Below are 22975 nucleotides of genomic sequence, written 5' to 3'. Positions count from 1 at the left end.
AGTTGCGCCTGCTCGGCGATGATGTCCGCCAGCGTCGTCTCCGGCGCCGCCGTCCCGGGAGTGGACCACTCGTGCAGCACCAGCTCCCGCTCGCCCGCGGCCAGCACATCGATATCACCGACCACCGCCGACGCGTCCGCGGCCACCGCCGCCAGGATCCGCGCGAACCGATCGGCGAAGTGCTGCACCGTGGTCTCGTCGAACAGATCGGTGGCATAGGTGAACGCCGCCGACAACCCTCGCGCGCCTCCGTGAGGGTCGATGTTCTCCGCCACCGTCAGTTGCAGATCGAACTTCGCCAGCGGCACCGCCAGGTCCACCGCCGACACCGACAGTCCCGGCAACTCCAGTTCGGCGCGCGCCAAGTTCTGGAAGGTCAGCATCACCTGGAACAGCGGGTGGCGTCCCGCCGATCGCGGCGGGTCCAGCAGCTCGACCAGCCGCTCGAACGGCACGTCGGCGTGCCCGAACGCCTCCACGTCCACCGACCGCACCGCACCCAGCAGTTCATCGAACCGCGCCGCCGGGTCGATGTCGGTCCGCAGCACCAGCGTGTTGACGAACATGCCGATCAGCTCGTCCAGCGCCGCCTCGCCACGCCCCGCGACCGGAGTGCCGACGGCGATGTCGCGGGTGCCCGACAACCGCGCCAGCAGTACCGCCAACGCCGCGTGCACCACCATGAACAACGTCGAATTGTGTTCGTGCGCGACTCGGCTCAACGCGGCGTGCACGTCGGCGCCGATCTCGAACCCCAGCGTGGCGCCGTGATGGGAAGCCACCGCGGGACGCGGCCGATCCGTGGGCAATTCCAGCTGCTCGGGCAGTCCCGCCAACCCCGCCCGCCAGAAGGCGATCTGCCGGGCCAGCAACGACTCCGGATCGTCCTCGGCACCGAGGATCTCCCGCTGCCACAACGCGAAATCGGCGTACTGCACCTCCAACGGCGCCCACCCCGGCGCACCGCCGCGCGTGCGCTCCACATACGCGCTCATCAGATCCCGCGTCAACGGACCCATCGAGAACCCGTCACCCGCGATGTGATGCACCACGCACACCAGCACGTGCTCGGTATCGCTCAACTCGAGCAACCGCACCCGCACCGGCGGCGCCACCGTCACGTCGAAACCCGCACCGACCGCCGCGGCCACCCACGTGGCCACTTCCGACTCCGGTGCCTGCTCGACCACCAACTCCGGCACGGCCCGCGGATCCGTCACCGGCAATACGAGCTGACTGCCCTCGCCGTCGTGATCCGGGTAGAGGGTGCGCAGCACTTCATGCCGCTCGGCCAGATCCCTCACCGCCGCGCGCAGCGCCGCCACGTCCAGAGGTCCCGACAACCGCACGGCGACCGGGATATTGTTCACCGCGCTGCCCGGATCGAACCGGTTCAAGAACCACATCCGCTGCTGCGCGTACGACAGCGGCACCCGCTCCGGCCGCGGAAGCGCACGCAACGCCTGCCCCGCCGCCGACCCCGCGTGCGCCTCCACCCGAGCAGCCAGCGCGGCGACCGTTGTCGCCTCGAACAGCAACTGCACCGGAACGCGCACATCCAACGCGGAGCCGATCCGCGCCGCCGCCTGCGCCGCGAGCAGCGAATTGCCGCCGAGTTCGAAGAAGTCGTCGTCCACGCCGACACGCCCGTCCTCCTCGGGCACCAGCAACGCCGCGAACACCTCCGCCACGATCTCCTCGACCGGGGTGGACGGCGCACGGAACGCCCGCGCGGCGAAGACCGGCTCCGGCAACGCCGCTCGATCGAGCTTGCCCACCGGCGTCAACGGGATCTCGTCCAGCACGATGATCGACGAGGGAAGCATGTACGCGGGCAACGTCTCGGAGATGAAATCGTAGAGTTCGGTGGTGTCGAATTCGACTTCGATGCCTGCCGCGTCCACCGCTGCCGTCTTGGGCAGGACGTAGGACACCAGCATGGTCGTGCCGTTCGGTTGCCGCTTGCCCAGCGTCGCGGCGAATTCGACCTCCGGATGGCGGCTCAGCGCGTCATCGATCTCGCCCAGTTCGACGCGGAAGCCGCGCACCTTCACCTGGAAATCGGAACGTCCGAGGACTTCGATGCCGCCCGAGCTCAGGCGGCGGGCCAAGTCGCCGGTTCGGTACATGCGGGAGCCCGGGTTTGCGGCCTCGCCGCCGAAAGGATTGGCCACGAAACGTGCCGCGGTGAGACTCGGCCTGTTCAGATAGCCCGCTGCCAGCGCGGGGCCCGACAGGTACAACTCGCCCACCACCCCGGCCGGGGCCGGGCGCAGACGCGAATCCAGCACGAACACACCGAATCCAGGTATCGCGCTACCGATGGTGACGGTCTCGCCCGGCACGAGCGGCGCGCTGCTGGTCGCGATGACCGTCGCTTCGGTCGGCCCGTAACCGTTGATCATCGCGCGGCCCCCGGCAGCCCACCGGTTCACCAAGTGGGGGCCGAACCGGTCACCGATGACCATGACGACTCGCAGGTCCACCAGACCCGCGGGGTCGACCGATTCCAGCGCGCCGGGTGTGATGAGCATGTGCGTGACGCGTTCGCGTCGCAGCAGATCGGCCAGTTCGAACCCGCCGAACACCGTCGGCGGCGCGACCACCAGGGTCGACCCGGTGGCGAAGGCGAGCAGCAGTTCCAGCACCGACACGTCGAAGTTCGGCGAGCAGATGTGCATCACCCGCGAGCCTTCGGTGACGTCGTAGCGCTCCCGCTCGGACGCCACCATCGCACCCAGTCCGGCGTGGGTGACCACGACGCCCTTGGGTCGACCGGTGGAACCGGAAGTGAAGATGACATAGGCGGGATGCTGCTCGGTGAGCGGCCGCACCCGATCGGTATACGAAACCGGGTGCGCGGGCCGTCGTCCGATGCGCTCCTGGTTTCGCGGATCGTCGAGTTCGATCCAGGGAATGGACGTGCCGAGCGCTTCGCGGTATGCGGACGTGGTCAAGCCGAGCGCGGCTCCGGAATCGGCGGCCATGTAGGCGATCCGCTCGGGCGGGTAGGTGGGATCGATCGGCACATACGCGGCGCCCGTCTTGGCGATCGCCCACACCGACAGAACCGACTCGATGGAGCGCCGGATGCCGATGGCCACCACGTCGCCGGGGCCCACGCCCCGATCGATCAGCTCCCGTGCCAACCGAGACGACGCTTCGTCGAGCTGCCGATAGGTCAGCTCGACGGCATCGGCGGAGTCATCTGTCGGACTGAATCGAATCGCCACCGTGTCGGCGGCGGATTCGACCGCGGCGGTGAGCAGTTGCCCGAAGAGTAGACCGCCGGAACGGCGACGGCGATTTCCACGCGCAGAACGGCGGTCCATCTTCATTTCCTGTGCTTTCTCCTTCAGGTGGTGCTGGCTGGCAGCCGAATCATCGTTCCGGCCCCCGAGATCGCTACGTGCTCGCGATGGTGTCGCAGACAGACTGGTAACCCTCCCGCGAGAAGTCCATACCGTCCGCCCCGTCGGGACAGTACACAGCCGGTGGCCTGCCTACGGCGCGGCATACTGCAGCGTCGGGCGAATTATGCTGTGTCTCACATCTTCCGTCGACCAGGTGCTCCAGTGCGACGTGGGCCCGGCTGATGGTGCTCCAGCGGCCGGCTTCTCTTGCTCGCGCAGTCCTGTCCCGTCGGCGCGCGACGAACCTGCTTCGTGGCCGAGATCGTCAGTGCGACAATGCCTCTGGGCTTCGAGGCGCATCCGCGAATTCCCGTTCGACCGGCCGCGGCGCTCCTCGGGCGGCGTCCACGCCGCTTGCCGATCGCGCGTCAGGGGAATGTGCAGGCGGGGCCGCCACCGGAACTGTCGACCCACCCCGCCCGCAGCATGCGCAGTAGCAGGCACAGCGCTTGGCCGGCCGACCCGGTCGAGGCCGACCCGGTCTCCGCGATGGTCGCCTGCTGCTCGAGCGGCGCGGCGGAGGCGGTCGACAGGGGAGCGAGGAGTGTGGCCGTCACGAGGAGGCTCGCGATGATCGCCTTCATGGGCACGAGTATTCGGCGTACTCGTCTGGGACGCACGACCCCATTCATCGGGGCGCACCGCGCATCAGTGGACCGGGCTCGTCGTGGCCCGATGCCCAGGCGTAGCGTCCCACCTGTCCGGGGATGTCAGCGCGAGCCCAGCGGGTGCAACGACCAAGGCGTCCCCTCGACCGGCACCGCCGCGGCGGATCGATCCATCCGGCGTGTCTTGGATCCGGTGGTGAACTCGGGATCGGTTCCCATGATGACGCGGCCCTCGCTGTTGACCAGCACCACCCGCTGACCCGCTGCCCGGAATCGCGGAAGCAGTGCCTCCTCGATCGAAGCGACCGGGACGTCGGCGCCGGCTATTCCGAGGAAGGTTCCCGAGGGGACCGTGACCGGTGTCGCGAACGTGCAGATGTATTGATCGGTACACGCATAGTCGAGGCCCGGCCCGAACACCCACCGCCGGTTTTGATCACGCGGGATCGCGAACCATTCCATTTCCGCGTAGTCGTAGAAGTATTCGCTGTGTGGGTTCAATTCCAGAATCAGGCGCTGCGGTCCGCGCTGAGCGTCGAGCGACCACCACTCCAGATGCCGGGGCCGATCCGCGAGAACGCCGTCGGCCATCACTGCGCCCGCGCTTTCGAACAGATTTCCGCGCTGCTCGAGTTCGCCGACGATGGTCTCGCGCAGGGGCTCCAAGTCGGTCGATCGGGGAGCGTGCCGCGACTGCGCGGGCAAGCCTGTCCACAGTGTCGTCAGCCCGGTCGCGATGATCTCCAGCGATCGGTAGACCTCGTCGGCCAGTTCCGTGACGGCGTGCGCGAGCGACTCTACGGTCACCGGGACTGGAAAGTCATCGGTTCTCCTCATCGATCAACTGAGCTCCAAGCGTAGGGCGACGAGGCGGCGGATACGTGATTCGGTTTGTGATTCTGCCAGTTCCCTCGCCCGGTCATCGTCTTCTCTCTCGATCGCGTCCACCAAATCGCGATGAGCGGTGGCTTCGGCCGCCGGGTCCAATTTCAGCCGGGGCAACCAGAGCAGAGCGGAGAGTTCGGCTTGCAGCGCGACCTCGGCGCGGGTGAGCCGGGTGGATTGCGCGCACACCGCCAGCTCGATATGAAAGCGGCTGTCGGCCCGGCGGGCCGAAATAGGTTCGCCGCTGTCCTTCAGCCGGTCGGCCAGAGATCGGAGCCGGGCTACATCGGCACGCAAGCCGCGGCGCGCGGCGAATACGGCGGCCGCTCCGGTGACGGCGAAATGTTCGTCCCCCAGGTCACGCAACTCCTGGACGCTCATCTGCTGCAGCCGGGCCAGCGACGTGCTCTCCAGTACCTCCGCCCCACCGCGGATGAAGCTGCCGCCGCCGCGTCCGCGCTTGGTGTGCACGATGCCTCGCTGCCGGAGTACGGCCAACGCCTCCCGCAGGGTCATCGTCGACACACCCAACTGGTTGGCGAGATCGGTCTCGCTCGGCAACTGCTGGCCGTCGACCATCAGGCCGAGGCTGATGGCGGCGCACAACCGCTGCACCACGGCCTCGGTTTTCGGGCCGCCGCCTTCAAGCGGTGACAACACGGCGCTGAGAGCGGTCAGTCCGGCGTTCTCCTGTTTGGACAAACGCGACTCCTCGGGTGGGGATGTGATCGGAATCCTAGCCAAGGAACACTTGAAATATGAACTCTGGAGTTATATGTCCACGGTACGCTGCGCCACCTGCCCGCGGTAGGCGCGGCAGCCGCCTGGGCGGCGTTTTGCCGGGCGCGAGGCCGGAGGGCATCAGCCCTTGCGGCCGCCCACGGCGACTTCCGGCGCGCTCCCGACCGAGTCGCTGCCAAGCGTCCGCTGATGGTCGGTTGCCGCGAACTCGGCGCGATTTGCTGGACCCCATTGAACTATGAACTCTAATGTCTTATGTTCTAGGGCGTGGAACTGCCCCTGGGGCATCCGGACGCGGCGGCGTCACGATCGAAGCAGGATTTCTCCATGTTCGACAATCAGAGCAGTCACAGCGAGCGTCCACGGTCGCGTGCCCGCGATCGTGCCGAGACGGCGGCCGATGCGGCGATTCGGCCGCTCGACCGTGGTCGGCCCGAGCACGAGCGGAGCGCACGCCGCCGGGGTTTCGAAGATGGATGACGTGCGCCATACCGAAGTCGACGGGGTGCGTGTGACGTGGCGCTTCGTCCACCACCACCTGATCGCGATCGTCGCCGTGAACGACACCCGCGATGCTTCGCCGGTCGTCTGCTTCACCCCGGACAACTACCCCGATCTCGCGCAGGCGCGAGAACTCCTTCCCGAGCTGTCCAGGCTGTGGGATGCGGTACGCCGTGAATTCTGGGCGAAGCTGATCCCGCCCCTGCAGCAGGCGTGGGCCTGAACTCGAGTCGGGCGCGACCGCACGCCCGGTAGTACAGCCGGGCGTGCGGCGTCGTACCCGCGCGGTGACCGGATCTCAGTCCCGCGTGATGGCCCCGTCCACGCGCCGCCAGATGCCGAGCGGGTTGTCCGCGCGGATCTCGTCGGCGAGCAGGTCGTCGGGGACGTTCTGATAGGCGACCGGCCGGAGGAACCGCTCGATGGCGCGACTGCCCACGGAAGTGGTCGAGGGCGCGCTGGTCGCGGGGAAGGGGCCGCCGTGGACCACCGCGTGACCGACCTCCACGCCGGTGGGCCAGCCGTCGAAGAGCACCCGGCCCGCGATCAGTTCGAGTTTGCCGAGCAGGGTGCGGGCGAGTTCGCGATCCGCGGGCGCGGCGTGCACCGTGGCGGTGAGCTGGCCCTCGAGTGCGTCGACGAGGGCGGCCAACTGCTCCGCTCCGGTTACCCGGACGATGATCGAGGCGGGTCCGAACACTTCTTCCTGGAGTTCCCGGTCGGCCAGGAACCGCTCGCCGGTGGTGACGAACAGCTGTGGCACACCAGCGCAGGCGGCCCCCGCGGCGATGCCGGTCGCGGCGGTTCGCACGGCGTCGGTAGAGGCCAGCCTTCGCGCTCCGGCGGCGAACGCCGCGGCGATGCCCGGGTTCAGCATCGGCGCGGCGGTCGCGGCGGCGATCTGCGAGCTCGCCGCGTCGACGAAATCGTCGGCGCCGGAGCCGTCGGCCAGGAACACCAGACCGGGGCTGGTGCACAACTGCCCGACGCCGGTGGTGAGCGAGGCGACGAACTCGGCGCCGAGCCGTGCGCCGCGCTCGGCCAAGGCCGCGGGCAGCACGAAGACCGGATTGACGCTGGACATCTCGGCGAATACCGGAATGGGCACCGGGCGCGCGGCGGCGGCCGCGACGAGCGCGAGCCCGCCCTGCCGCGAGCCGGTGAATCCCACGGCCCGGATGCGCGGGTCGCGCACGAGCGCCAACCCGGTGTCGACGCCGCCGTGAAGCAGGGAGAAGGTGCCCTCGGGCAGGTCGTGCTCGCGCACGGCCGCGCGCACCGCCCGGCCCACCAGCTCGGAGGTGCCCGGGTGGGCGGGATGCGCCTTCACCACCACCGGCGCGCCCGCGGCCAGCGCGGACGCGGTGTCGCCCCCGGCCACGGAGAACGCGAGCGGGAAGTTGCTCGCCGCGAGCACCGCGACCGGGCCCAGCGGTATCCGGCGCTGCCGCAGATCGGGCTTCGGCGACGGGCTGCGTCCCGGATCGGGCCGGTCCCAGCGGGCGCCGGTCCAGCTGCCCTCGCGCACCACGTCCGCGAAAAGCCGCAGCTGGCCGGTGGTGCGCGCGATCTCACCGCGTACTCGGGCCTCGGGCAGGCCGGTTTCGGCTATCACCCGGTCGACCAGGACATCGCCCAGTGCCTCGACCTGCTGGGCAATGCTGTCCAAGAATGCGGCGCGCGATTCGAAGCCGGTGTGCCGATAGCGCTCGAAGGCGGCCGCGGCCAGTTCGGCGGCACGGGCCACCGTCGCGGCGTCGGCGTCGCGATACACCGGGGTGAGTTCGGCTCCGGTCGCCGGATTCGTCGCTTGCCACGGCGCGCCCGCGCCGGGAGCATCCGCCGCGCCCACCAGGTTGGCGCCGGTGAGGTGCGCTGCGTCGATACGAGAGGCGGTCATCAGCTCACTTTCTTCACGAGATCGGCCAGTTCGGCGAGTTCGACCTCGTCGAGGTCGGTGAGCGGGCTGCGCACCGGTCCGGCCGGACGTCCGATCACTTTCATGCCCGCCTTGATGATGCTCACCGCGTAGCCCGGCTTCCGATTGCGCAGGTCGCAGAAGGGGATGACGAAGTCGTTCAGCGCGGTGCGGACGAACTCGGTGTCGCCGCGGCGCAGCGCCCGGTAGAAGGCGAGCGCGAACTCCGGGACGAAGTTGTAGATGGCCGAGGAATAGGTGGTGACGCCGAGGGCCAGGTAGGGCAGCGCGAACATCTCCGCGGTCGGCAGCCCGCCCACGTAGGTGAGCCGGTCGCCGAGGGCAGCGTAGATGCGGGTCATCTGCTCGATGTTCCCGATGCCGTCCTTGAACCCGATCAGGTTCGGGCACCGGTCGGCGAGTTCGGCGACGGCGGTCTCGGTGTAGGCGGCGTTGGCGCGCGAGTAGATGATCACGCCGAGGTCCGTGGCCGCGCACACCTGCCGCACGTGCGCGACCAGCCCCTCCTGGCTCGCCTCGGTGAGATAGGGCGGCAGCAGCAGGATTCCGTGCGCGCCCGCGCGTTCGGCTGCTCGCGCCATCTCGATCGCGGTGGCCGTGCCGTAACCGGCCGGCGCGATCACCGGCAGCCCCTCCGGCGCCTCGGCGACCGCGGCGGTCACCACCTGCTCCACCTCGGCGGGGGTGAGCGAGAAGAACTCGCCGGTGCCGCCCGCGGCGAAGAGGCCGGACGCGTCGTAGCCGCCGAGCCAGGCGATGTTCTCCCGGTAGGCGGCGTCGTCGAACGATCCGTCGGCACGCAGATGGGTGACCGGGAAGGACAGCAGACCGGAGCCGAGTTTCCGGGCGATGTCCTGCGGTGCGGCAGTGGTCATGGTGGGCGCTCCTGTTCGATGGGCCAGCTGAGCCCACCCTAGGAACGACTTATGATTCACGTCCAACACTGTTTGCATATCCATCAATACAAGGTCGGTATCGAATGTTCACCTTCGCGCAGCTCACCCACTTCGTGGCCGTCGCCGAAGAACTGCACTTCGGGCGCGCCGCGGAACGGCTGCGGATGACGCAGCCGCCGCTGAGCAGGCAGATCCAACTGCTGGAGAAGGAAGTGGGCGCGGAACTGTTCGATCGCTCCAACCGCACGGTTCGGCTCACCCGGGCCGGTCAGGCCTTCCTGGTGGACGCTCGCCGCCTGCTCCAGCAGGCCGAGCGCGCGACCCTGGCGGTGCGCCGGGTCTCGGCGGGCACCGGCGGGGTGCTGCGAGTGGGTTTCACCGGCGCCAGCGTGCACTCGGGCCTGCCCTTGGTGCTGGCGACAGCGCGCACCCTGCTGCCGGATGTCGACGTGGAATTGCGCGAACTGGTGACGATGGACCAAGTCGAGGCGCTGTCGGACGGGTCACTGGATCTGGGCATGGTGCGCCCGCCGATCACTCGGCCGGATCTGAGCGCCCGCACCTTCGTGCGCGAAGGCTTGATCGCCGCGGTGCCCGGGGATCATCCGCTCGCCGCCTCGGTCGATCCGTTGCCGGTCGCGGCCCTGCACGGCGCGGACATGGTCATGCACGCGCCGGTCGAGGCGCGCTACTTCCACGAACTGGTGACCAGTGTGCTGCATGCCGCGGCGGTGGTGCCGGTGGTCACCCAGTACATGACCCAGGTGCACAGCATCCTCGCCCTGGTCAACCTCGGATGGGGTGCGGCGCTGGTGCCCGAATCGGCGGCCGGCATGCGCTTCGACAACGTGCGGTACCGGCCGCTGGCGGAGATCGCACAGGTGGTGGAACTCGATCTCGTCTGGCGGCAGGACAACGAGAACCCGGCGCTGGCGCGGTTGCTGCGGGGGTTGGGCGCACGGGAGGAGCGACCGTCCGATACCTTTCCTGTATCGATTCATCCGTAATTGGTGTTGGACGGGAATCGTGCCCGCTCTCTAAGTTCGGTGCTGTGAGGCGAGTCACTCGCTTCGACGATCTCTTCCCACAGCACCGCGCAGCGCGGTGGTGGTTCGACCGAAAGGAGTGGACGATGTCGTTCACTCGGCAGCCGACAGCGGACCTGGATGCGGCCGTATCGAAATTCTTTCGACGAGTAGTCCCGCTGTTCATCGTCATGTTGATCTGCAACCAGATCAACCGATCGAACATCGGCTATGCCCGTGAATATCTCGAGGCGGACGTCGGCATCGGCGCCGCCGCGTACGGATTCGGTGCGGGCGTCTTCTTCATCGCCTACGCGCTGTTCGAATTGCCGAGCAACGTGATGATGGAGAAATTCGGCGCCCGTGTCTGGCTCACCCGCATCATGATCAGCTGGGGTCTGATCTCGGCGGCGATGATGTTCGTGCAGAACGCGACGATGTTCTACGTCCTGCGCTTCCTGCTCGGCGCCGCCGAGGCGGGCTTCTTCCCCGCGGTGATCTTCTACTTGGCCAAATGGCTGCCCAACAGCCACCGCGGCCGCGCCACCGCGCTGTTCGTCGCCGGTTCGTCGATCGCGGCCGCGATCTCCGGCCCCCTGTCCGGCCCGCTGCTCTCGCTCGACGGCGGCGCCGGCCTGCACGGCTGGCAATGGATGTTCGGTATCGAGGGAATGGTCTCGGTGATCGTCGGCTGCATCGCCTTCTTCTTCCTGGATTCCCGGATCGAAGACGCGAAATGGCTGACGGCGGGAGAACGGAAAGCGCTCGGTGAAACCATTGCCGCGGAGGAGATCGACAAAGCCGTCAATTCGGGCATGGCGCACAAGGCGTCACGCTGGCGCATGCTCGCCGATCCGAAGCTCCTGCTGTTCTGCTGGATCTACTTCGCGATCCAGCTTTCGATCTACGCCAACACCTTCTGGCTGCCCTCGATCATCCGCCGCATCGACGGCGTCGACGACATCACCGTCGGCCTGCTCGCCTCCCTGCCGTGGATCTGCGCCGTGATCGCCATGTACGTCTCCGCCCGGATCGGCGACCGCACCGGCAACCGGAGGCCGCTGCTGATCATCGCGCTGCTCACCGCGGCGGTCGGCACCTACCTGGCCGCGATAACTTCGCCGTGGCTCGCCCTGGTGTTCCTGTGCATCGCGGCCATGGGCTTCAAGAGCGCCAGTCCGCTGTTCTGGTCCATCCCGCAGTCCGGGCTGCACCCGCTCGTGCTGGCCCCGGCCATCGCCATCATCAACTCCATCGGCAACCTCGGCGGGTTCGTCGCGCCCTACGGTTTCGGCCTGGTGAAGTCGGCCACCGGCGAGGTGACCTGGGGGCTGTACGCACTGGCCGCGGCCTCGGTCCTCGCCGCGGCGTCGGTGTTGCTGGTGCGTCGTGAAGCGCGATCCGCCGCCGAGAGCGCTCCCGCCGCTCCCGCCGCTCCCGCCGATCGCGCACCGGCGGCCCCTGACGCCCTCGCCGTCACCACTTCGGAGAACCGGTCATGACATCCTCGCCCCGCACCCCTCGCGTCACCGGCATGCGCGTCGTGCCGATCGCGGGCCACGACAGCATGCTGCTCAACCTGAGCGGCGCGCACGCTCCCTACTTCACCCGCAACCTGGTGATCCTCACCGATTCCGAGGGCCGCACCGGGGTGGGCGAGGTGCCCGGCGGCGAACGCATCCGCGCCACCCTCGCCGACGCCACGGAATTGGTGCTCGGCCGCTCCGTCGGGGATTACCACGCCGTGCTCGGCGACATCCGCCGCGCCTTCGCCGCCCGCGACGCAGGCGGGCGCGGCAGCCAGACCTTCGACCTGCGGGTCACCGTACACGCCGTCACCGCCGTGGAATCCGCCCTGCTCGACTTGCTCGGGCAGTACCTGGAGGTGCCGGTGGCCGCGCTGCTGGGCGAAGGCGTACAGCGCACGGCGGTGCCGGTGCTCGGTTACCTGTTCTTCGTCGGCGACCGCACCCGTACCGACCTGCCGTACCGTTGCGGCGCCGACGAGCCCGAGGACGCCGATACCTGGCTGCGGCTCCGGCACGAGGCCGCGCTCACCCCGGACGCGGTGGTTGCCTTGGCCCGTGCCGCCCGTGCACGCTACGGCTTCCGGGACTTCAAACTCAAAGGCGGCGTGCTGGCCGGGCGCGACGAAGCCGCCGCGGTTCGCGCGCTCGCCGAGGAGTTCCCGGACGCGCGGATCACCCTGGACCCGAACGGTGGATGGCTGTTGAGCGAGGCCGTGGAACTGTGCCGTGAGCTGACCGACGTGCTCGCCTACGCCGAGGACCCGGTGGGCCCGGAAGGTTCCTACTCCGGTCGTGAGGTGATGGCGGAGTTCAAGCGGGCCACCGGCCTGCCCACCGCCACCAACATGATCGCCACCGATTGGCGCGAACTCGGCCACACCGTTCGCGCGGGCGCCGTCGACATCCCCCTCGCCGATCCGCACTTCTGGACCATGGCGGGCTCGGTCCGCGTCGCCCAGCTATGTGATGCGTGGGGTCTGACCTGGGGCTCGCACTCCAACAACCACTTCGACGTCTCTCTGGCGATGTTCACCCACGTCGCCGCGGCCGCGCCCGGCGCCATCACCGCCATCGACACCCATTGGATCTGGCAGGACGGCCAGCGAATCACCCGCGATCCCTACCCCATCGCCGACGGCATGCTCACCCTGCCGTCACGACCCGGACTCGGCGTCGACCTGGACGAGGAGCGTGTCGCCGCCGCCAACCAGCTGTACCACCGGGAGGGCCTCGGCGATCGGGACGACGCCGCGACCATGCAATACCTCGTGCCGGGCTGGCGCTTCGACAGCAAGCGCCCTGCGCTGGTGCGCTGAGGTCATTGGCAGAACGGAGCCGTAGACCATTGGTCTGCGGCTCCTCTGCTTGCCGCCACGCTCGCCGGCGATTCCGCTCGCAAGCCGAAATCACTTCTGGCGAAACGTGCTTTACCGGTCGGCGCGTATCGGGAGCCGGGGGCAGATACGCCCAACACGCCGTAGATCAGGAGTTTGGATCCACCCAGAAGAGGCATTACCCCTGCGAACAAGCTCGGCAAGGAGGTCAAGATGTCGGCTGGAGCATGGGTGATCATCGCCGTCATCGCCATCGTGGTCGCGGCCCTTCTCGCGTTCCTGGTTTGGCCGATGGTGCGCAGGCAGCGACTACGCCGCAGATTCGGCCCCGAGTACGACCGGACGGTTCAGGAACTCGAGGACCGCAAGACGGCAGAGCAAGAACTCGCCGAACGCGAGCGCAGACACGCGCAGCTGCGGCTACGCGAGCTGTCGGACGACGAGAAGCGGGTCTACACCACCCGTTGGGTCGAGGTGCAGGAGCGATTCATCGACGACCCGGCCGGCGCGCTGACCGAGGCCGACCGCCTCGTCACCACGATCATGGCCGAGCGCGGCTACCCCACGGAGAATTACGAGCAGCAGCTCGCCGATCTGTCCGTGGAGCACGCCGAGCCGTTGGGCCACTATCGCGCCGCGCACGAGATCGCGACGCGCAGGGGTGCGGAGGTGTCCACCGAGGACCGGCGCACGGCGGTCGTGCACTACCGGGAACTGTTCAAGGATCTGCTCGGCGTGGCCGACCATGGGAAGAAGGACGTGAAATCATGAGCACCGAATCCGAGCGGCAGCTGCACACCAGGACGGAAGAGGATTCGGCCAGGACGGGGGAGACCGCCGCGTCGCGCCCCGGCCAGTACGGCGAAGCGACGGATCGGCCCCGCGACGCCCACGCCGAGCCGGTCGGTGAAACCGGGGTCCGGCGCGAGACCGGACCGGCCGTGAACCGGATCGACGACTCCGAGCGCGGGGCGACCAGCGGAGCTGCTTTCCAACCGGACGCGCCCGGTGGCGTGGACGACGACTCCGGCGTGACACGCGAGGACGCCGCTGCCGGGTCGTCCGCTACCCGCGCCGAACGAGCGGAGTTCGCCGGGGACGCCGAGCAGCGCAGCGCCGCCGCTGCCCAGCAGAGCAGCGCAGCCTCTGCACCCCAGGACGTTCGGCAAGACGTGGCCCGCGGATCCGACGGCACGTCGACCGCTTCCGCGCCCAGCGACCAGCTCGCGCCGTTGATCCCCGAAGCCGAACTCGATCGCCTGCGCACCCAGTGGCGAGAAGTTCAGGTCAACTTCGTCGACAACCCGAAGGCCGCGGTCACCCGCGCCGACGAGCTGCTCGGCGGCACCATCGAGCAGCTGGTCACGACCTACCAGGAGCGCAAACGCGAACTGGACGCGCGCCTGGGCGACACGTCCGACACCGAGGGCCTGCGGCAAGCCTTGCGTGGCTACCGGGCGTTCTTCGACCAGTTGCTCTCGACCGGCGCCTAGCCGAAAGCCTGGCCCATGGATGTCCTTCGACTGGCGACGGGAGCGGCCGACCGTGCGACGAACTGGGTCGCCCAGCAAGTCGAGGCCCGCGTTCCCACCGCCGATCCCGGCGATCGCGACCCGCGGTTCATCGCCGACACCATGGGCCTGGGCTGGCTGTTGGTCCGCCTGTATTTCCGGGCGGAGGTACGCGGCCTGGAGCGGATTCCGCAGCAAGGGCCGGTCTTGCTGGTAGCCAATCACTCCGGCGGCAACGTGTCGCCGGAGGTGCTGGTGACCACCCTGGCGTTCGTTCGCCGATTCGGCCCGGACCGGCCCTTCTTCCAACTGGCCCACGACATGGTGATGGCCTACCCGGTGATCGGGTCGTTGTTGCGCCGCTTCGGCACGGTGAACGCCGACCCGGGCAACGCCGAGCAGGCACTGCGTGACGGTGCGGCGGTACTGGTCTATCCCGGCGGCGACTGGGAGGTGCATCGCCCCACCTGGCAGGAGGACCGCATCGACTTCGCCGGTCGCACCGGCTTCCTCCGCCTGGCTTGGAACGAGCGGGTGCCGATCGTGCCGGTGGTCAACATCGGTGCGCAGCAGAGTGAACTGGTGCTCACCCGCGGGGATCGGATCGCGCGCCTGCTGCGGCTGGACCGGATGCTGCGGCTGAAGGTGTTCCCGATCTCGATCGCCCTGCCGTGGGGACTGAACATCGGGGATCTCGCCGGGCACCTGCCGTTGCCCAGCAAGATCACGGTCGAATTCCTGGATCCGATCGACCTGCGGGACGTACTGGGTCCGGAACTCGATGTGGAACGGGCCTACCGGCACGTCACCGGAGTCATGCAGCGGACGCTGACCAGGCTGGACGAAGAGCGCGACTTGCCGATCGTCGGTTGAACGGACTCGATGCGGCGATTTCCGCCGCACCTTCCCCGGTCCGGCATTGTTTATGATACCTTTCGTAACATATATATCCTTCGTGTGATGGAGGTCTCCCGTGCGCGCACTCGCGCATGATGCGTCCGGCTGGTTCGCCGCCCCGGGCACCGAAGGCGGCGGAGCCGCGCTGGATCAGGTAGCGGCGATGACCGGCGCTGCCGGAGTGGTCGCCATTGTGCTGCTGTGGATCGGTTACCTGCACCGCACGCGCCGGATCACGTGGCTGCAGCGCGTGGCCGACCGGCTCGGGCGACTGTTCAATCGACCGGGCTGGGTCGCCCTACCGCTCGCCCTGTTCCTCGCGACGATCCTGACCGCCCTGCTGGGCTTCATCTGGGACGTCAGCTTGCACGTGGGCAACGGACGCGATGACGGGCCGCTGGCGAATCCGGCGCACTACTTCATCTTGGCGGGCTTGTTCTTCCTGTTCACCGCCGGAATGTCGGCGATCGTGCTCCCGTTGGACGAGCAGCCCGGCGCTGCCGCGGTGCGGATCACCCGTACCTGGTACGCGCCCGTCGGCGGCATCCTCATCGCCGGCGCCGGCCTCTACGCGCTGATCGGCTTCCCCCTCGACGACATCTGGCACCGGCTGTTCGGTCAGGACGTCACGCTGTGGGGCCCGACCCACCTGATGCTCATCGGCGGCGCCGGTTTGTCACTGGTCGGCGTGCTGTTGCTGGAGTTCGAGGGCAGGCACAGCAAGCCCGAACCCGACCGCCCCGACGGACGGCTCATGTGGCTGTTGCGGTCCTTCGCCTTCGGCGGCCTGCTCATCGGTCTGTCGGTGTTCCAGGTGGAATTCGACTTCGGCGTGCAGCAGTTCCGGCTTGTCCTGCAACCGATGCTGATCGTGGCCGCGGCCGCCATCTCCCTGGTCGCCGCCCGCGCCTGCCTCGGGCCGTTCAGCACACTGGTCGTGGTCGCGTTCGCCGCCTCGGTCCGCACGGTGGTGGCCGTGCTGGTCGGCGGGCCGATCATCGACGCGCCGCGCAACGTCTTCCCGCTCTATCTCGGCTGCGCGGTCGTGGTGGAACTGCTGGCGCTGCTGCCGTTGGCCAAGCGACGCGTCTGGTGGGGCGCGGCGTGCGGACTCGGCATCGCGACCGTTGGGCTGTGGCTGGAATCCCTGTGGGTGCGTGCGATGTTCGTCAATCCCTGGCCCGCCGCGATGTGGCCGGAACTGTTGGCGATGGCCGTGCCCACCGGCATCGCCGGTGGTGTCGTGGGCGCGCTGCTGGCCATGGCATTGCGTGGGGAACCGCTGCCACGTCCGCCGGTGCGCCGCGGGTTGATGGTCGCCGCGGTGGTGATCGTGGCGGCCGCGACCGCCAACGGGCTGCTCACCGACGTACCGGAGCGAGCCGAGGCCACCGTTACCCTCCGCGACGCCGCGTCGGACACGGGCGGAAGGATGGTGCTCGCGGACGTTCGCGTGACGCCGACCGATCTCGTCGGCGCGGATCCCGAATGGATGCAGATCCTGGCCTGGCAAGGCGGGATCGGCACCGGCAGTCCCGGTCGCGGTCTGGTCGTGGATCGACTGCAGCGGGTGGGCCCCGGCCACTACGTGTCCACCGAACCCGTTCCAGCGCACGGAACGTGGAAGACCGTCCTGCGCATGCAGGACGGCCGCGTCCTGACCGCGGCGCCGATCTTCATGGCCGCCGACCCGGGCATCGGCGTCGACGAAGTCCCCGCCCTGGCCTCGTTCACCCGGCCGTTCATCGCCGAGATCACGGTGCTGCAGCGGGAGCGCTCGTTCGATTTCCCGTCCTGGGTGTTCACCGCGGCGTCACTGGTCGTGCTGCTGTGCAGCCTGGTGCTCGTGTGGGCGTTGTCCTGGGGCGCGGCACGGATCAACGACCGGTATCCGCACGCGAGCCGACCGGCCGTGGAACCGGTGGTATCGCGATGACCCAGGGCTACGACGGCGTGGACGTGCTGGCCGATCATTCGATCCTGCTGGCCATCCCGGCTTTCCTGCCCGCCTTTCTGGTCGTGGCCGTCGTCGTGTTCATCGCGTTGCGCGACCGTCGTGCGGAGGACCGGGAGCGGGGGACCGGTTCGCCGTCCGAGCACAGCGTGGACAAGGAGAAGTGATGAGTTCGGTGCGGCGCTGGGGCTGGCTCGTGCTGCTGCTCGGTGGTCTGCTCGTGGTCGGCTGCGCTGCGACCGATTCCGCCACCACCCCGTCGACCAGCGCGGCTGCCGGAGAGCCGGACACTCTCGTCGTAGCCGTGCGGATCGCCGGGGGATCGGTGAGCCCGGCCGACGTCCGGCTGGAGACCCGGGTGGGACGACCGATCGAGCTCGTGGTCGACAGCGACACCGACGACGAACTGCACGTCCACGCCGCGCCCGAGCACACCTTCGCGGTCGCTCCAGGCGCCGGCCAGCGGTTCCGGTTCACCGTGAACGTGCCGGGGCGGGTGGAGATCGAACTGCACCACGCGCGCCGTACGGTGGCGACACTGCTCGTACGCGGATGACGGTGCTCGCGCACGGCATCGGCGGAGCCGCCGATCTGCCGATACCGCTGTCGTATGCCCTCGTCGGGGCCGCCTGGGCCTTGACGTTCTCCTTCGCGGTACTGGCGTTCGCCTGGCGCGAGCCACGGCTGGAGCCGCGATCCCCTGGAATCGCGCTGCCTGCGATCGTCGCGGCGGTCGTGGACTCGCGCACGGTGCGGGCCGCGATCGCGCTGGTGAGCGTGGCCGCCACCGTCGGCGTCCTCGCGATCGGTCTTTTCGGTCCGTCCGATCCCGCCGATAATCCCGTTCCCGGCGTCGTCTACATCTTCCTGTGGGTCGGTGTCATGGTCGCTTCGCTGTTCGCCGGACCGGTCTGGAAAGTGCTCTCCCCGGCACGGGCGGTGCACCGCGTCATCTGCCTGGCCTGGCGGCACCCGCCGAGCCGCGGCCTGGTCCGCTACCCCATCCGCTGGGGGCAGTGGCCCGCGGTGCTCGGGTTGTTCTCCTTCGTCTGGCTGGAACTGGCCTACCCGGAACCGGGTTCGGTGGGGGCTGTCACCACCTGGCTGGCGGCATACCTCGTCGTGACGACGATCGGCCTGCTCGTGTGCGGCACCGCATGGGCCGAGCGCGCCGATCCGCTCGAGGTGTACAGCAGCCTGCTCGGCAGGCTGAGCCCGTTCGGGCGCAGCCGGACCGGTGCACTCGTCCTGCGGTCACCGTTGGACAACCTGGCGGGCACCCCGGTGCGAATCGGCGCGGTGGCCGTCGCGGCCACCCTGCTCGGCTCGACCGCCTTCGACAGCTTCACCACGTTCCCCATATGGCGTGGACTGCTGGCCGACGCGGGTGGCGGTGGGTCGGACATCTGGCCGACCATGCTGAATACGGCGGGGCTGCTCGGCTTCATCGTCGTCGTCGGCGTCGCGTTCCGGACCGCCGCCCGAACGACCGGCGGCCTGGACGAAGCGCGGCGGCGACTGCTTCCGGCCCGCCTCGCGCACAGCCTGACCCCGATCGTCGCCGGCTATCTGGTAGCCCACTACTTGACGTTTCTCGTGGAGAAGGGCCAGGCGACGGCGATCTTGTTCGCGGACCCGTTCGGGCGAGGATGGAATCTCCTCGGGCTCGCCGACCGCGAAGTCGCCTACGTGCTGTCCGCGCACCCCGCCGCCCTCGGGACGATCAAAGTGCTTGCCGTGGTGGCCGGTCACATCCTCGGTGTCGCCGCCGCGCACGACCAGTGCCTGCGACTGCTGCCGCGGGCGCACCGGCTCACCGGCCAACTCGCCCTGATGCTGACCATGGTCGGTTTCACCTTCACCGGTCTCTATCTTCTGTTGGAATACCCCTAGCAGTAGCGAATTCGCCACCAGCGCGTTGGCCTGCTGTGTCGGTCTCAACCGTCTTCCGACGAAAGTTGGACAGCGGGTACGCAGGACCACGTCGGTGGGAACGACGCCATACATGCGACGGCGCGGCTGACCGCGTCCCGCTGCCGTACTGCGGCAGGCAGTTCGTCGCGCGGGGAAAGCATGCTGTCCTCGCGCTCGGCGTGGGTGCCACGAATTCCGCGTTACAACATGGGGTTTCGCTGTCGATTGGTAGCATTCGATCCGTTGTCGGACCATTACATCGGCGGTGGGTAAGGGGCGTTGATGGAGGTGGAGGACGTCCACCACGCCTACGGCAGGCGTTCGGTACTGCGTGGCGTCGACATCGTGTTGCCGCCGGGGGCACTGGTGGGCATCGTCGGCGAGAACGGGGCGGGGAAGTCGACGCTGTTGAAGGTTTTGTCCGGAGAGCTGCGACCGGACCGTGGGGTGGTCCGGCACCGTGGGCGGTTCGGTTACTGCCCTCAGCAGGTGGTCTTGAACGACGCCTTCACGGTGCGTCAGCACTTGGACTTCTTCGCCGCGGCTTACGCGATCCCCAACCTGCGGCGGGCCGAGGAGACGATGGAGATCTTGCGCTTCTCCGAGTATGCCGGTGAACGAGTCGGGACCCTCAGCGGCGGTACACGGCAGAAGCTCAACCTGACGCTGGCGGTGATGCATGATCCGCAGGTTCTCCTGCTGGACGAGCCGTATCAGGGTTTCGACTGGGAGACGTATCTGCGTTTCTGGGAGCTGGTCGCAGTCTTCCGTAATACCGCCCGGTCGGTTCTGGTGGTGTCGCATCTAGCTCACGACACCGACAGGCTGGACCAGGTGTGGCGGTTGTACGACGGCGTCCTACGGGGCGGACAGGAGCACGTCAAATGAGTGCCGGGTTGCGGCTGTTCGTGATCGCCACGCGCTACGGCCTCATCGAGCACGCTCGCAACCGGTTCGCCATGCTGTTGGTGGCTGTCTTCCTGCCCATATTGATCACCGTGGTCCGCGTGGCGGTCACGGATGTCGAAGTGCCGTTCCGGCTTCGATACACCGGTCTGGTCCTGCGCGCCAACGGCAATGAGCTCGCCCAGATCAGCGGCGCCCTGATGGCGGTCTCACTGATCATCGGGTTCATGATGTTCGCGGCGACTTTCGGCAGCGGAGCATTCGACCGGCGTCTGTCGATGGCCGGTTATCCCCGGGTCGCGCTGGGTTCGGCGAAGATCGCCTGCCTCATGGTGGCCTCGGTGGTGGTCTGTGGGTACGCCACCGCGGTCATCAGTTGCTACTGGTCGCCTCGGCAGCCGGTCGTGCTCGCCGCGGCGCTCTTCGGCGCGGCGATGACCTACGGTGCGCTGGGTGTCGCCCTCGGCGCGCTGCTGCGCCGCGAGGTGGAGGGGATGTTCGCCATCGCGATGATCAGCTGTTTCGACATGGCCGTACAGAATCCCATCGCCAGCGCTGGGGCGGACAGCGATTTCGTGCGCTGGCTGCCCTCCTTCGGGGCGATGCAGGCTTCGACCGCGGCCGGCTTCTCCGACGCCGTGCCGAGGGGGAGTTTCGCCGTGCAACTGGCCTGGTTCACCGCGAGCGCCCTCATCGGACTGGTCGCTTTCCATCGGCGCACCCGCTCCAACCTTCGACCCAGGATGTGGTTGCGCGTGCCCGGACCGACGAAATCGCCAGAGCAGGCGAAACACTGAGGGCGTCCCGCGCGGCCACATCGTGGACGCACGGGACCACACCCTGCTTTGCCGGATACGGGACCTATGACGGGGAGGGAACCGACTCGGCAGCCGAGAGGTAGACCTCACGGCGCAAACGTTCCAGGTCCGGCGCCGCGGTACCGGAAGTAGGGGTGTACCGATCGCTCTCACGCCCCCAGAGCCCCACGCCCGTTATGTTCACATACATTTCCGCGTAGTCCTTTCCCCGGCCGGGCAGGCCAGGAAGAACGCGTAGGAGCGCGGGGACATAGTGGATCACCGCCTCGAGTTGGGCGCGCTGGTCCGCTACTTGGCGCTGCACCTGCTCGATGGCTTCGCGGCGAGTGCAGCCGGTTTCGTGACGCACTGCTCGTACCAGGTTGTAGGGAACTCGGTCCGCCTCGTCCTGATCCAAACCCACCAGGTCGTTCTCCACGAAGGTGACCCAGAACGCGAGTTCCTCCAGACGGCGGATCACCGGATGGCTGCGCAGTTTCGAGGGCAGTTCGCGGTCGTGGTACACCTCCATGCAGGCGATGGCGGTTTCGATCCCACTGGTCGACATCCGCAGCGGCAGGTAGTCGGCTGTGGCAGGGACGTAGCCGCTGATGCGATGATGCGCTTCGCGTTCGGCGGCTTCGAACCACTCCTCGATGCCGTCGAGGAACCGCTCCTGCCAGCGGGTGGTCCGGCCCGCGCGCAGCCGCGGCCACAGACTGGCCCAAGCCGCCGGAATCGCGCCGCGTCGCCACGGCCTCGCCGGGTCCTGGCGCAGTGTCGCGACCATGCCACGCCGCAACGCGGTGACCGCTTCCGGATCCCTCAGCTGCGGATCCTCGAAGAGGTCGTCCCAAGCGAGGACCAGCACGGCCATTGCGTAGGCCGTCTGTTCACGAGTCGCGTCCGCAGCTGGGGCCAGGGTCTGGGCCGGGATCCGGATCGCTCCCGTCCACCGGTGGTAGTCGGCCTCGGCAGGGGAGAGGGCAAGGCCGGTATCCAACAGCCAGTTCCTCAGCCATTGAGCCAGCTGCGGCGCAAGTCCACCACCGTGCGCTCGGGGTGGCCGCGTCGACTGCCGCGCGACCGCGGACTCGGCAGTTCGCCGGTCGAGTGTGGACCGGGCGTAAGCGATCATCGCCTGGCGGACGCGCGGATCGACGGGCAGGGTGGAGAGCTGTTCGGCTGCCCGGTCCAGGAAATCGTCAGCGGTCGCCTGTGTTTCGTCCACGGCGCCGCAGGCGATGACGAGTTCGCGGGCACTTTCGGCTTGCTCACGCGTCATCCTGCTGTGCAGTAGGCGACCAAGGTTTCGGTCGCGGGCGGCCGCGCGGATCACCGGAAGCGTGTAGATCCCCTCCAGCAGATCGGCGTTGACGGGCTTGCCCATCTCCTCGGGTGTCGAAGTCAGATCCAGGATGTCGTCACACAGCTGGTAAGCCAGCCCGAAGTAGCGGCCGAACAGTGACAGCGCCTCTTCCTGACGTTCGGACCGGCCGGCCTGCATCGCGCCCACCCGGCAGGCCAGTGAGAGCACCGCCGCCGTCTTGCCGTCGATCGCGTCCAGGTAGGACTGCTCGCTGCGGGACGCCGTGTAGAGGTCGGCGGCCTCGATCACCATGCCCGCGCACATTTGCTCCCCCGCGATGGCTCCCGCGAGAACCTCGCGCTGCCCGAGTTCGGCCAGCATGCGCACGCTCGTGAGCATCACGGAATCCCCGCCCAGTACGGCCATATGCGAACCCCACACCACATTGGCACTGGGACGGCCTCGACGCTCGTATGCGTGATCGATGACGTCGTCGTGGTAGAGCGAGCCCAGATGCAGCAACTCGACGGCTGCGGCGGCGCGCACGACCCGATCGTCGGCCGGGGCCGCGGGATCGGCGAGCAGATAGTACGACAACAGGGTCAACGTGGGGCGGACCAGCCGTCGCGAGGTGCCCGGCCCGTCGTCGGTGAGCGCAGCGAGTTCGGGTCTGCCCTCCAGGTGAACGGGTCCGAGAACGTTGCGGATGCGGTCCAGGTCCGCATCCAGATGGGGAAAGACAGCCGAATAGATTTCATGTGGCACGCGGGCACTCCTGACTGATTGCATCGGTCATCCACAACACCGTCGATCACG

20 protein-coding genes are annotated in these 22975 nt (G+C 68.4%); 13 read left to right on the top strand and 7 right to left on the bottom strand.

Annotated elements, in window-relative coordinates:
- From ON27_RS04285 to ON27_RS04270, 4 genes are all read right to left on the bottom strand, one after another.
- A partial coding sequence (locus ON27_RS04285) for a non-ribosomal peptide synthetase (RefSeq protein ID WP_043719540.1) occupies window positions 1-3338 on the bottom strand: 3338 nt, incomplete at its 3' end.
- 443 nt (window positions 3339-3781) lie between these two features.
- Window positions 3782-3997 carry a hypothetical protein gene (locus ON27_RS04280; RefSeq protein ID WP_043719536.1) on the bottom strand — a complete coding sequence of 72 codons (216 nt, stop codon included), beginning with the start codon at window positions 3995-3997 and terminating at the stop codon, window positions 3782-3784.
- Between the two features lie 126 nt (window positions 3998-4123).
- Window positions 4124-4828 carry a cache domain-containing protein gene (locus ON27_RS39660; protein ID WP_051046209.1) on the bottom strand — a complete coding sequence of 235 codons (705 nt, stop codon included), beginning with the start codon at window positions 4826-4828 and terminating at the stop codon, window positions 4124-4126.
- Between the two features lie 33 nt (window positions 4829-4861).
- Entirely contained in the window at window positions 4862-5608 is a 747-nt protein-coding gene (locus ON27_RS04270) for a FadR/GntR family transcriptional regulator (protein ID WP_218002957.1), read from the bottom strand.
- A 520-nt stretch (window positions 5609-6128) separates the two neighbouring features.
- Between ON27_RS04270 and ON27_RS04265 the strand changes: the two genes are divergently transcribed.
- A complete protein-coding gene (locus tag ON27_RS04265; protein ID WP_157227080.1) occupies window positions 6129-6371 on the top strand; it encodes a hypothetical protein in 243 nt (80 codons plus the stop codon).
- A 75-nt stretch (window positions 6372-6446) separates the two neighbouring features.
- Here the strand turns inward: ON27_RS04265 and ON27_RS04260 are convergent, their stop codons facing one another.
- Both ON27_RS04260 and kdgD read right to left on the bottom strand, forming a co-directional pair.
- Window positions 6447-8048, bottom strand: coding sequence for an aldehyde dehydrogenase (NADP(+)) (locus ON27_RS04260; protein WP_043719530.1), 1602 nt, complete (start codon window positions 8046-8048; stop codon window positions 6447-6449).
- On the bottom strand, window positions 8048-8962 hold the full coding sequence (kdgD, locus tag ON27_RS04255) for a 5-dehydro-4-deoxyglucarate dehydratase (RefSeq protein WP_043719527.1): 915 nt from the start codon (window positions 8960-8962) through the stop codon (window positions 8048-8050). The genes ON27_RS04260 and kdgD overlap by 1 nt, the downstream gene beginning before the upstream one ends.
- Window positions 8963-9066: 104 nt before the next feature.
- Here kdgD and ON27_RS04250 point away from each other — a divergent pair, with 104 nt between their 5' ends.
- From ON27_RS04250 to ON27_RS04195, 12 genes are all read left to right on the top strand, one after another.
- The gene (locus ON27_RS04250) at window positions 9067-9990 is read left to right on the top strand and encodes a LysR substrate-binding domain-containing protein (RefSeq protein WP_043719524.1); all 924 of its coding nucleotides are present in this window, start codon (window positions 9067-9069) and stop codon (window positions 9988-9990) included.
- A gap of 125 nt (window positions 9991-10115) precedes the next feature.
- Complete coding sequence (locus ON27_RS04245) at window positions 10116-11510, top strand: MFS transporter (protein ID WP_043719522.1); 1395 nt, start codon at window positions 10116-10118, stop codon at window positions 11508-11510.
- Complete coding sequence (gudD, locus tag ON27_RS04240; protein WP_043719520.1) at window positions 11507-12853, top strand: glucarate dehydratase; 1347 nt, start codon at window positions 11507-11509, stop codon at window positions 12851-12853. Before ON27_RS04245 ends, gudD begins: the two co-directional genes overlap by 4 nt.
- 231 nt (window positions 12854-13084) lie before the next feature.
- Complete coding sequence (locus ON27_RS04235) at window positions 13085-13642, top strand: hypothetical protein (RefSeq protein WP_043719517.1); 558 nt, start codon at window positions 13085-13087, stop codon at window positions 13640-13642.
- Complete coding sequence (locus tag ON27_RS39655; RefSeq protein WP_051046208.1) at window positions 13639-14364, top strand: hypothetical protein; 726 nt, start codon at window positions 13639-13641, stop codon at window positions 14362-14364. The genes ON27_RS04235 and ON27_RS39655 overlap by 4 nt, the downstream gene beginning before the upstream one ends.
- Before the next feature lie 15 nt (window positions 14365-14379).
- A complete protein-coding gene (locus ON27_RS04225) occupies window positions 14380-15255 on the top strand; it encodes a lysophospholipid acyltransferase family protein (protein ID WP_051046207.1) in 876 nt (291 codons plus the stop codon).
- A 187-nt stretch (window positions 15256-15442) separates the two neighbouring features.
- A complete protein-coding gene (locus ON27_RS04220) occupies window positions 15443-17215 on the top strand; it encodes a hypothetical protein (RefSeq protein ID WP_043719598.1) in 1773 nt (590 codons plus the stop codon).
- A complete protein-coding gene (locus tag ON27_RS04215) occupies window positions 17212-17400 on the top strand; it encodes a hypothetical protein (protein ID WP_043719515.1) in 189 nt (62 codons plus the stop codon). The genes ON27_RS04220 and ON27_RS04215 overlap by 4 nt, the downstream gene beginning before the upstream one ends.
- Window positions 17400-17789: a hypothetical protein gene (locus ON27_RS04210; RefSeq protein ID WP_051046205.1), complete on the top strand. Its 390-nt coding sequence runs from the start codon at window positions 17400-17402 to the stop codon at window positions 17787-17789. The genes ON27_RS04215 and ON27_RS04210 overlap by 1 nt, the downstream gene beginning before the upstream one ends.
- On the top strand, window positions 17786-19126 hold the full coding sequence (locus ON27_RS04205; protein ID WP_043719513.1) for a hypothetical protein: 1341 nt from the start codon (window positions 17786-17788) through the stop codon (window positions 19124-19126). The genes ON27_RS04210 and ON27_RS04205 overlap by 4 nt, the downstream gene beginning before the upstream one ends.
- Before the next feature lie 303 nt (window positions 19127-19429).
- Entirely contained in the window at window positions 19430-20035 is a 606-nt protein-coding gene (locus tag ON27_RS04200) for an ABC transporter ATP-binding protein (protein ID WP_043719509.1), read from the top strand.
- A complete protein-coding gene (locus tag ON27_RS04195; RefSeq protein ID WP_043719507.1) occupies window positions 20032-20850 on the top strand; it encodes an ABC transporter permease in 819 nt (272 codons plus the stop codon). The genes ON27_RS04200 and ON27_RS04195 overlap by 4 nt, the downstream gene beginning before the upstream one ends.
- Window positions 20851-20914: 64 nt before the next feature.
- On the opposite strand, the gene ON27_RS04190 is transcribed toward ON27_RS04195, so the two are convergent.
- The gene (locus ON27_RS04190) at window positions 20915-22924 is read right to left on the bottom strand and encodes a polyprenyl synthetase family protein (protein WP_218002956.1); all 2010 of its coding nucleotides are present in this window, start codon (window positions 22922-22924) and stop codon (window positions 20915-20917) included.
- Between the last annotated feature and the right edge of the window lie 51 nt (window positions 22925-22975).

The sequence above is a fragment of the Nocardia asiatica NBRC 100129 genome (genome assembly GCF_000308415.1).
GTDB lineage: Bacteria > Actinomycetota > Actinomycetes > Mycobacteriales > Mycobacteriaceae > Nocardia > Nocardia asiatica.
The sequence above is the reverse complement of the archived record's forward strand: the minus strand, read 5'-3'. Positions and strand labels throughout refer to the sequence as shown.

Excerpts from the sequence above, each read along its gene's own strand:
- ON27_RS04280 (WP_043719536.1), bottom strand. The coding sequence starts at position 3,997 with ATGAAGGCGATCATCGCGAGCCTCCTCGTGACGGCCACACTCCTCGCT.
- ON27_RS04260 (WP_043719530.1), bottom strand. The coding sequence starts at position 8,048 with ATGACCGCCTCTCGTATCGACGCAGCGCACCTCACCGGCGCCAACCTG.
- kdgD (WP_043719527.1), bottom strand. The coding sequence starts at position 8,962 with ATGACCACTGCCGCACCGCAGGACATCGCCCGGAAACTCGGCTCCGGT.
- ON27_RS04250 (WP_043719524.1), top strand. The coding sequence starts at position 9,067 with ATGTTCACCTTCGCGCAGCTCACCCACTTCGTGGCCGTCGCCGAAGAA.
- ON27_RS04245 (WP_043719522.1), top strand. The coding sequence starts at position 10,116 with ATGTCGTTCACTCGGCAGCCGACAGCGGACCTGGATGCGGCCGTATCG.
- gudD (WP_043719520.1), top strand. The coding sequence starts at position 11,507 with ATGACATCCTCGCCCCGCACCCCTCGCGTCACCGGCATGCGCGTCGTG.
- ON27_RS04235 (WP_043719517.1), top strand. The coding sequence starts at position 13,085 with ATGTCGGCTGGAGCATGGGTGATCATCGCCGTCATCGCCATCGTGGTC.
- ON27_RS39655 (WP_051046208.1), top strand. The coding sequence starts at position 13,639 with ATGAGCACCGAATCCGAGCGGCAGCTGCACACCAGGACGGAAGAGGAT.
- ON27_RS04225 (WP_051046207.1), top strand. The coding sequence starts at position 14,380 with ATGGATGTCCTTCGACTGGCGACGGGAGCGGCCGACCGTGCGACGAAC.
- ON27_RS04220 (WP_043719598.1), top strand. The coding sequence starts at position 15,443 with ATGACCGGCGCTGCCGGAGTGGTCGCCATTGTGCTGCTGTGGATCGGT.
- ON27_RS04215 (WP_043719515.1), top strand. The coding sequence starts at position 17,212 with ATGACCCAGGGCTACGACGGCGTGGACGTGCTGGCCGATCATTCGATC.
- ON27_RS04210 (WP_051046205.1), top strand. The coding sequence starts at position 17,400 with ATGAGTTCGGTGCGGCGCTGGGGCTGGCTCGTGCTGCTGCTCGGTGGT.
- ON27_RS04205 (WP_043719513.1), top strand. The coding sequence starts at position 17,786 with ATGACGGTGCTCGCGCACGGCATCGGCGGAGCCGCCGATCTGCCGATA.
- ON27_RS04200 (WP_043719509.1), top strand. The coding sequence starts at position 19,430 with ATGGAGGTGGAGGACGTCCACCACGCCTACGGCAGGCGTTCGGTACTG.
- ON27_RS04195 (WP_043719507.1), top strand. The coding sequence starts at position 20,032 with ATGAGTGCCGGGTTGCGGCTGTTCGTGATCGCCACGCGCTACGGCCTC.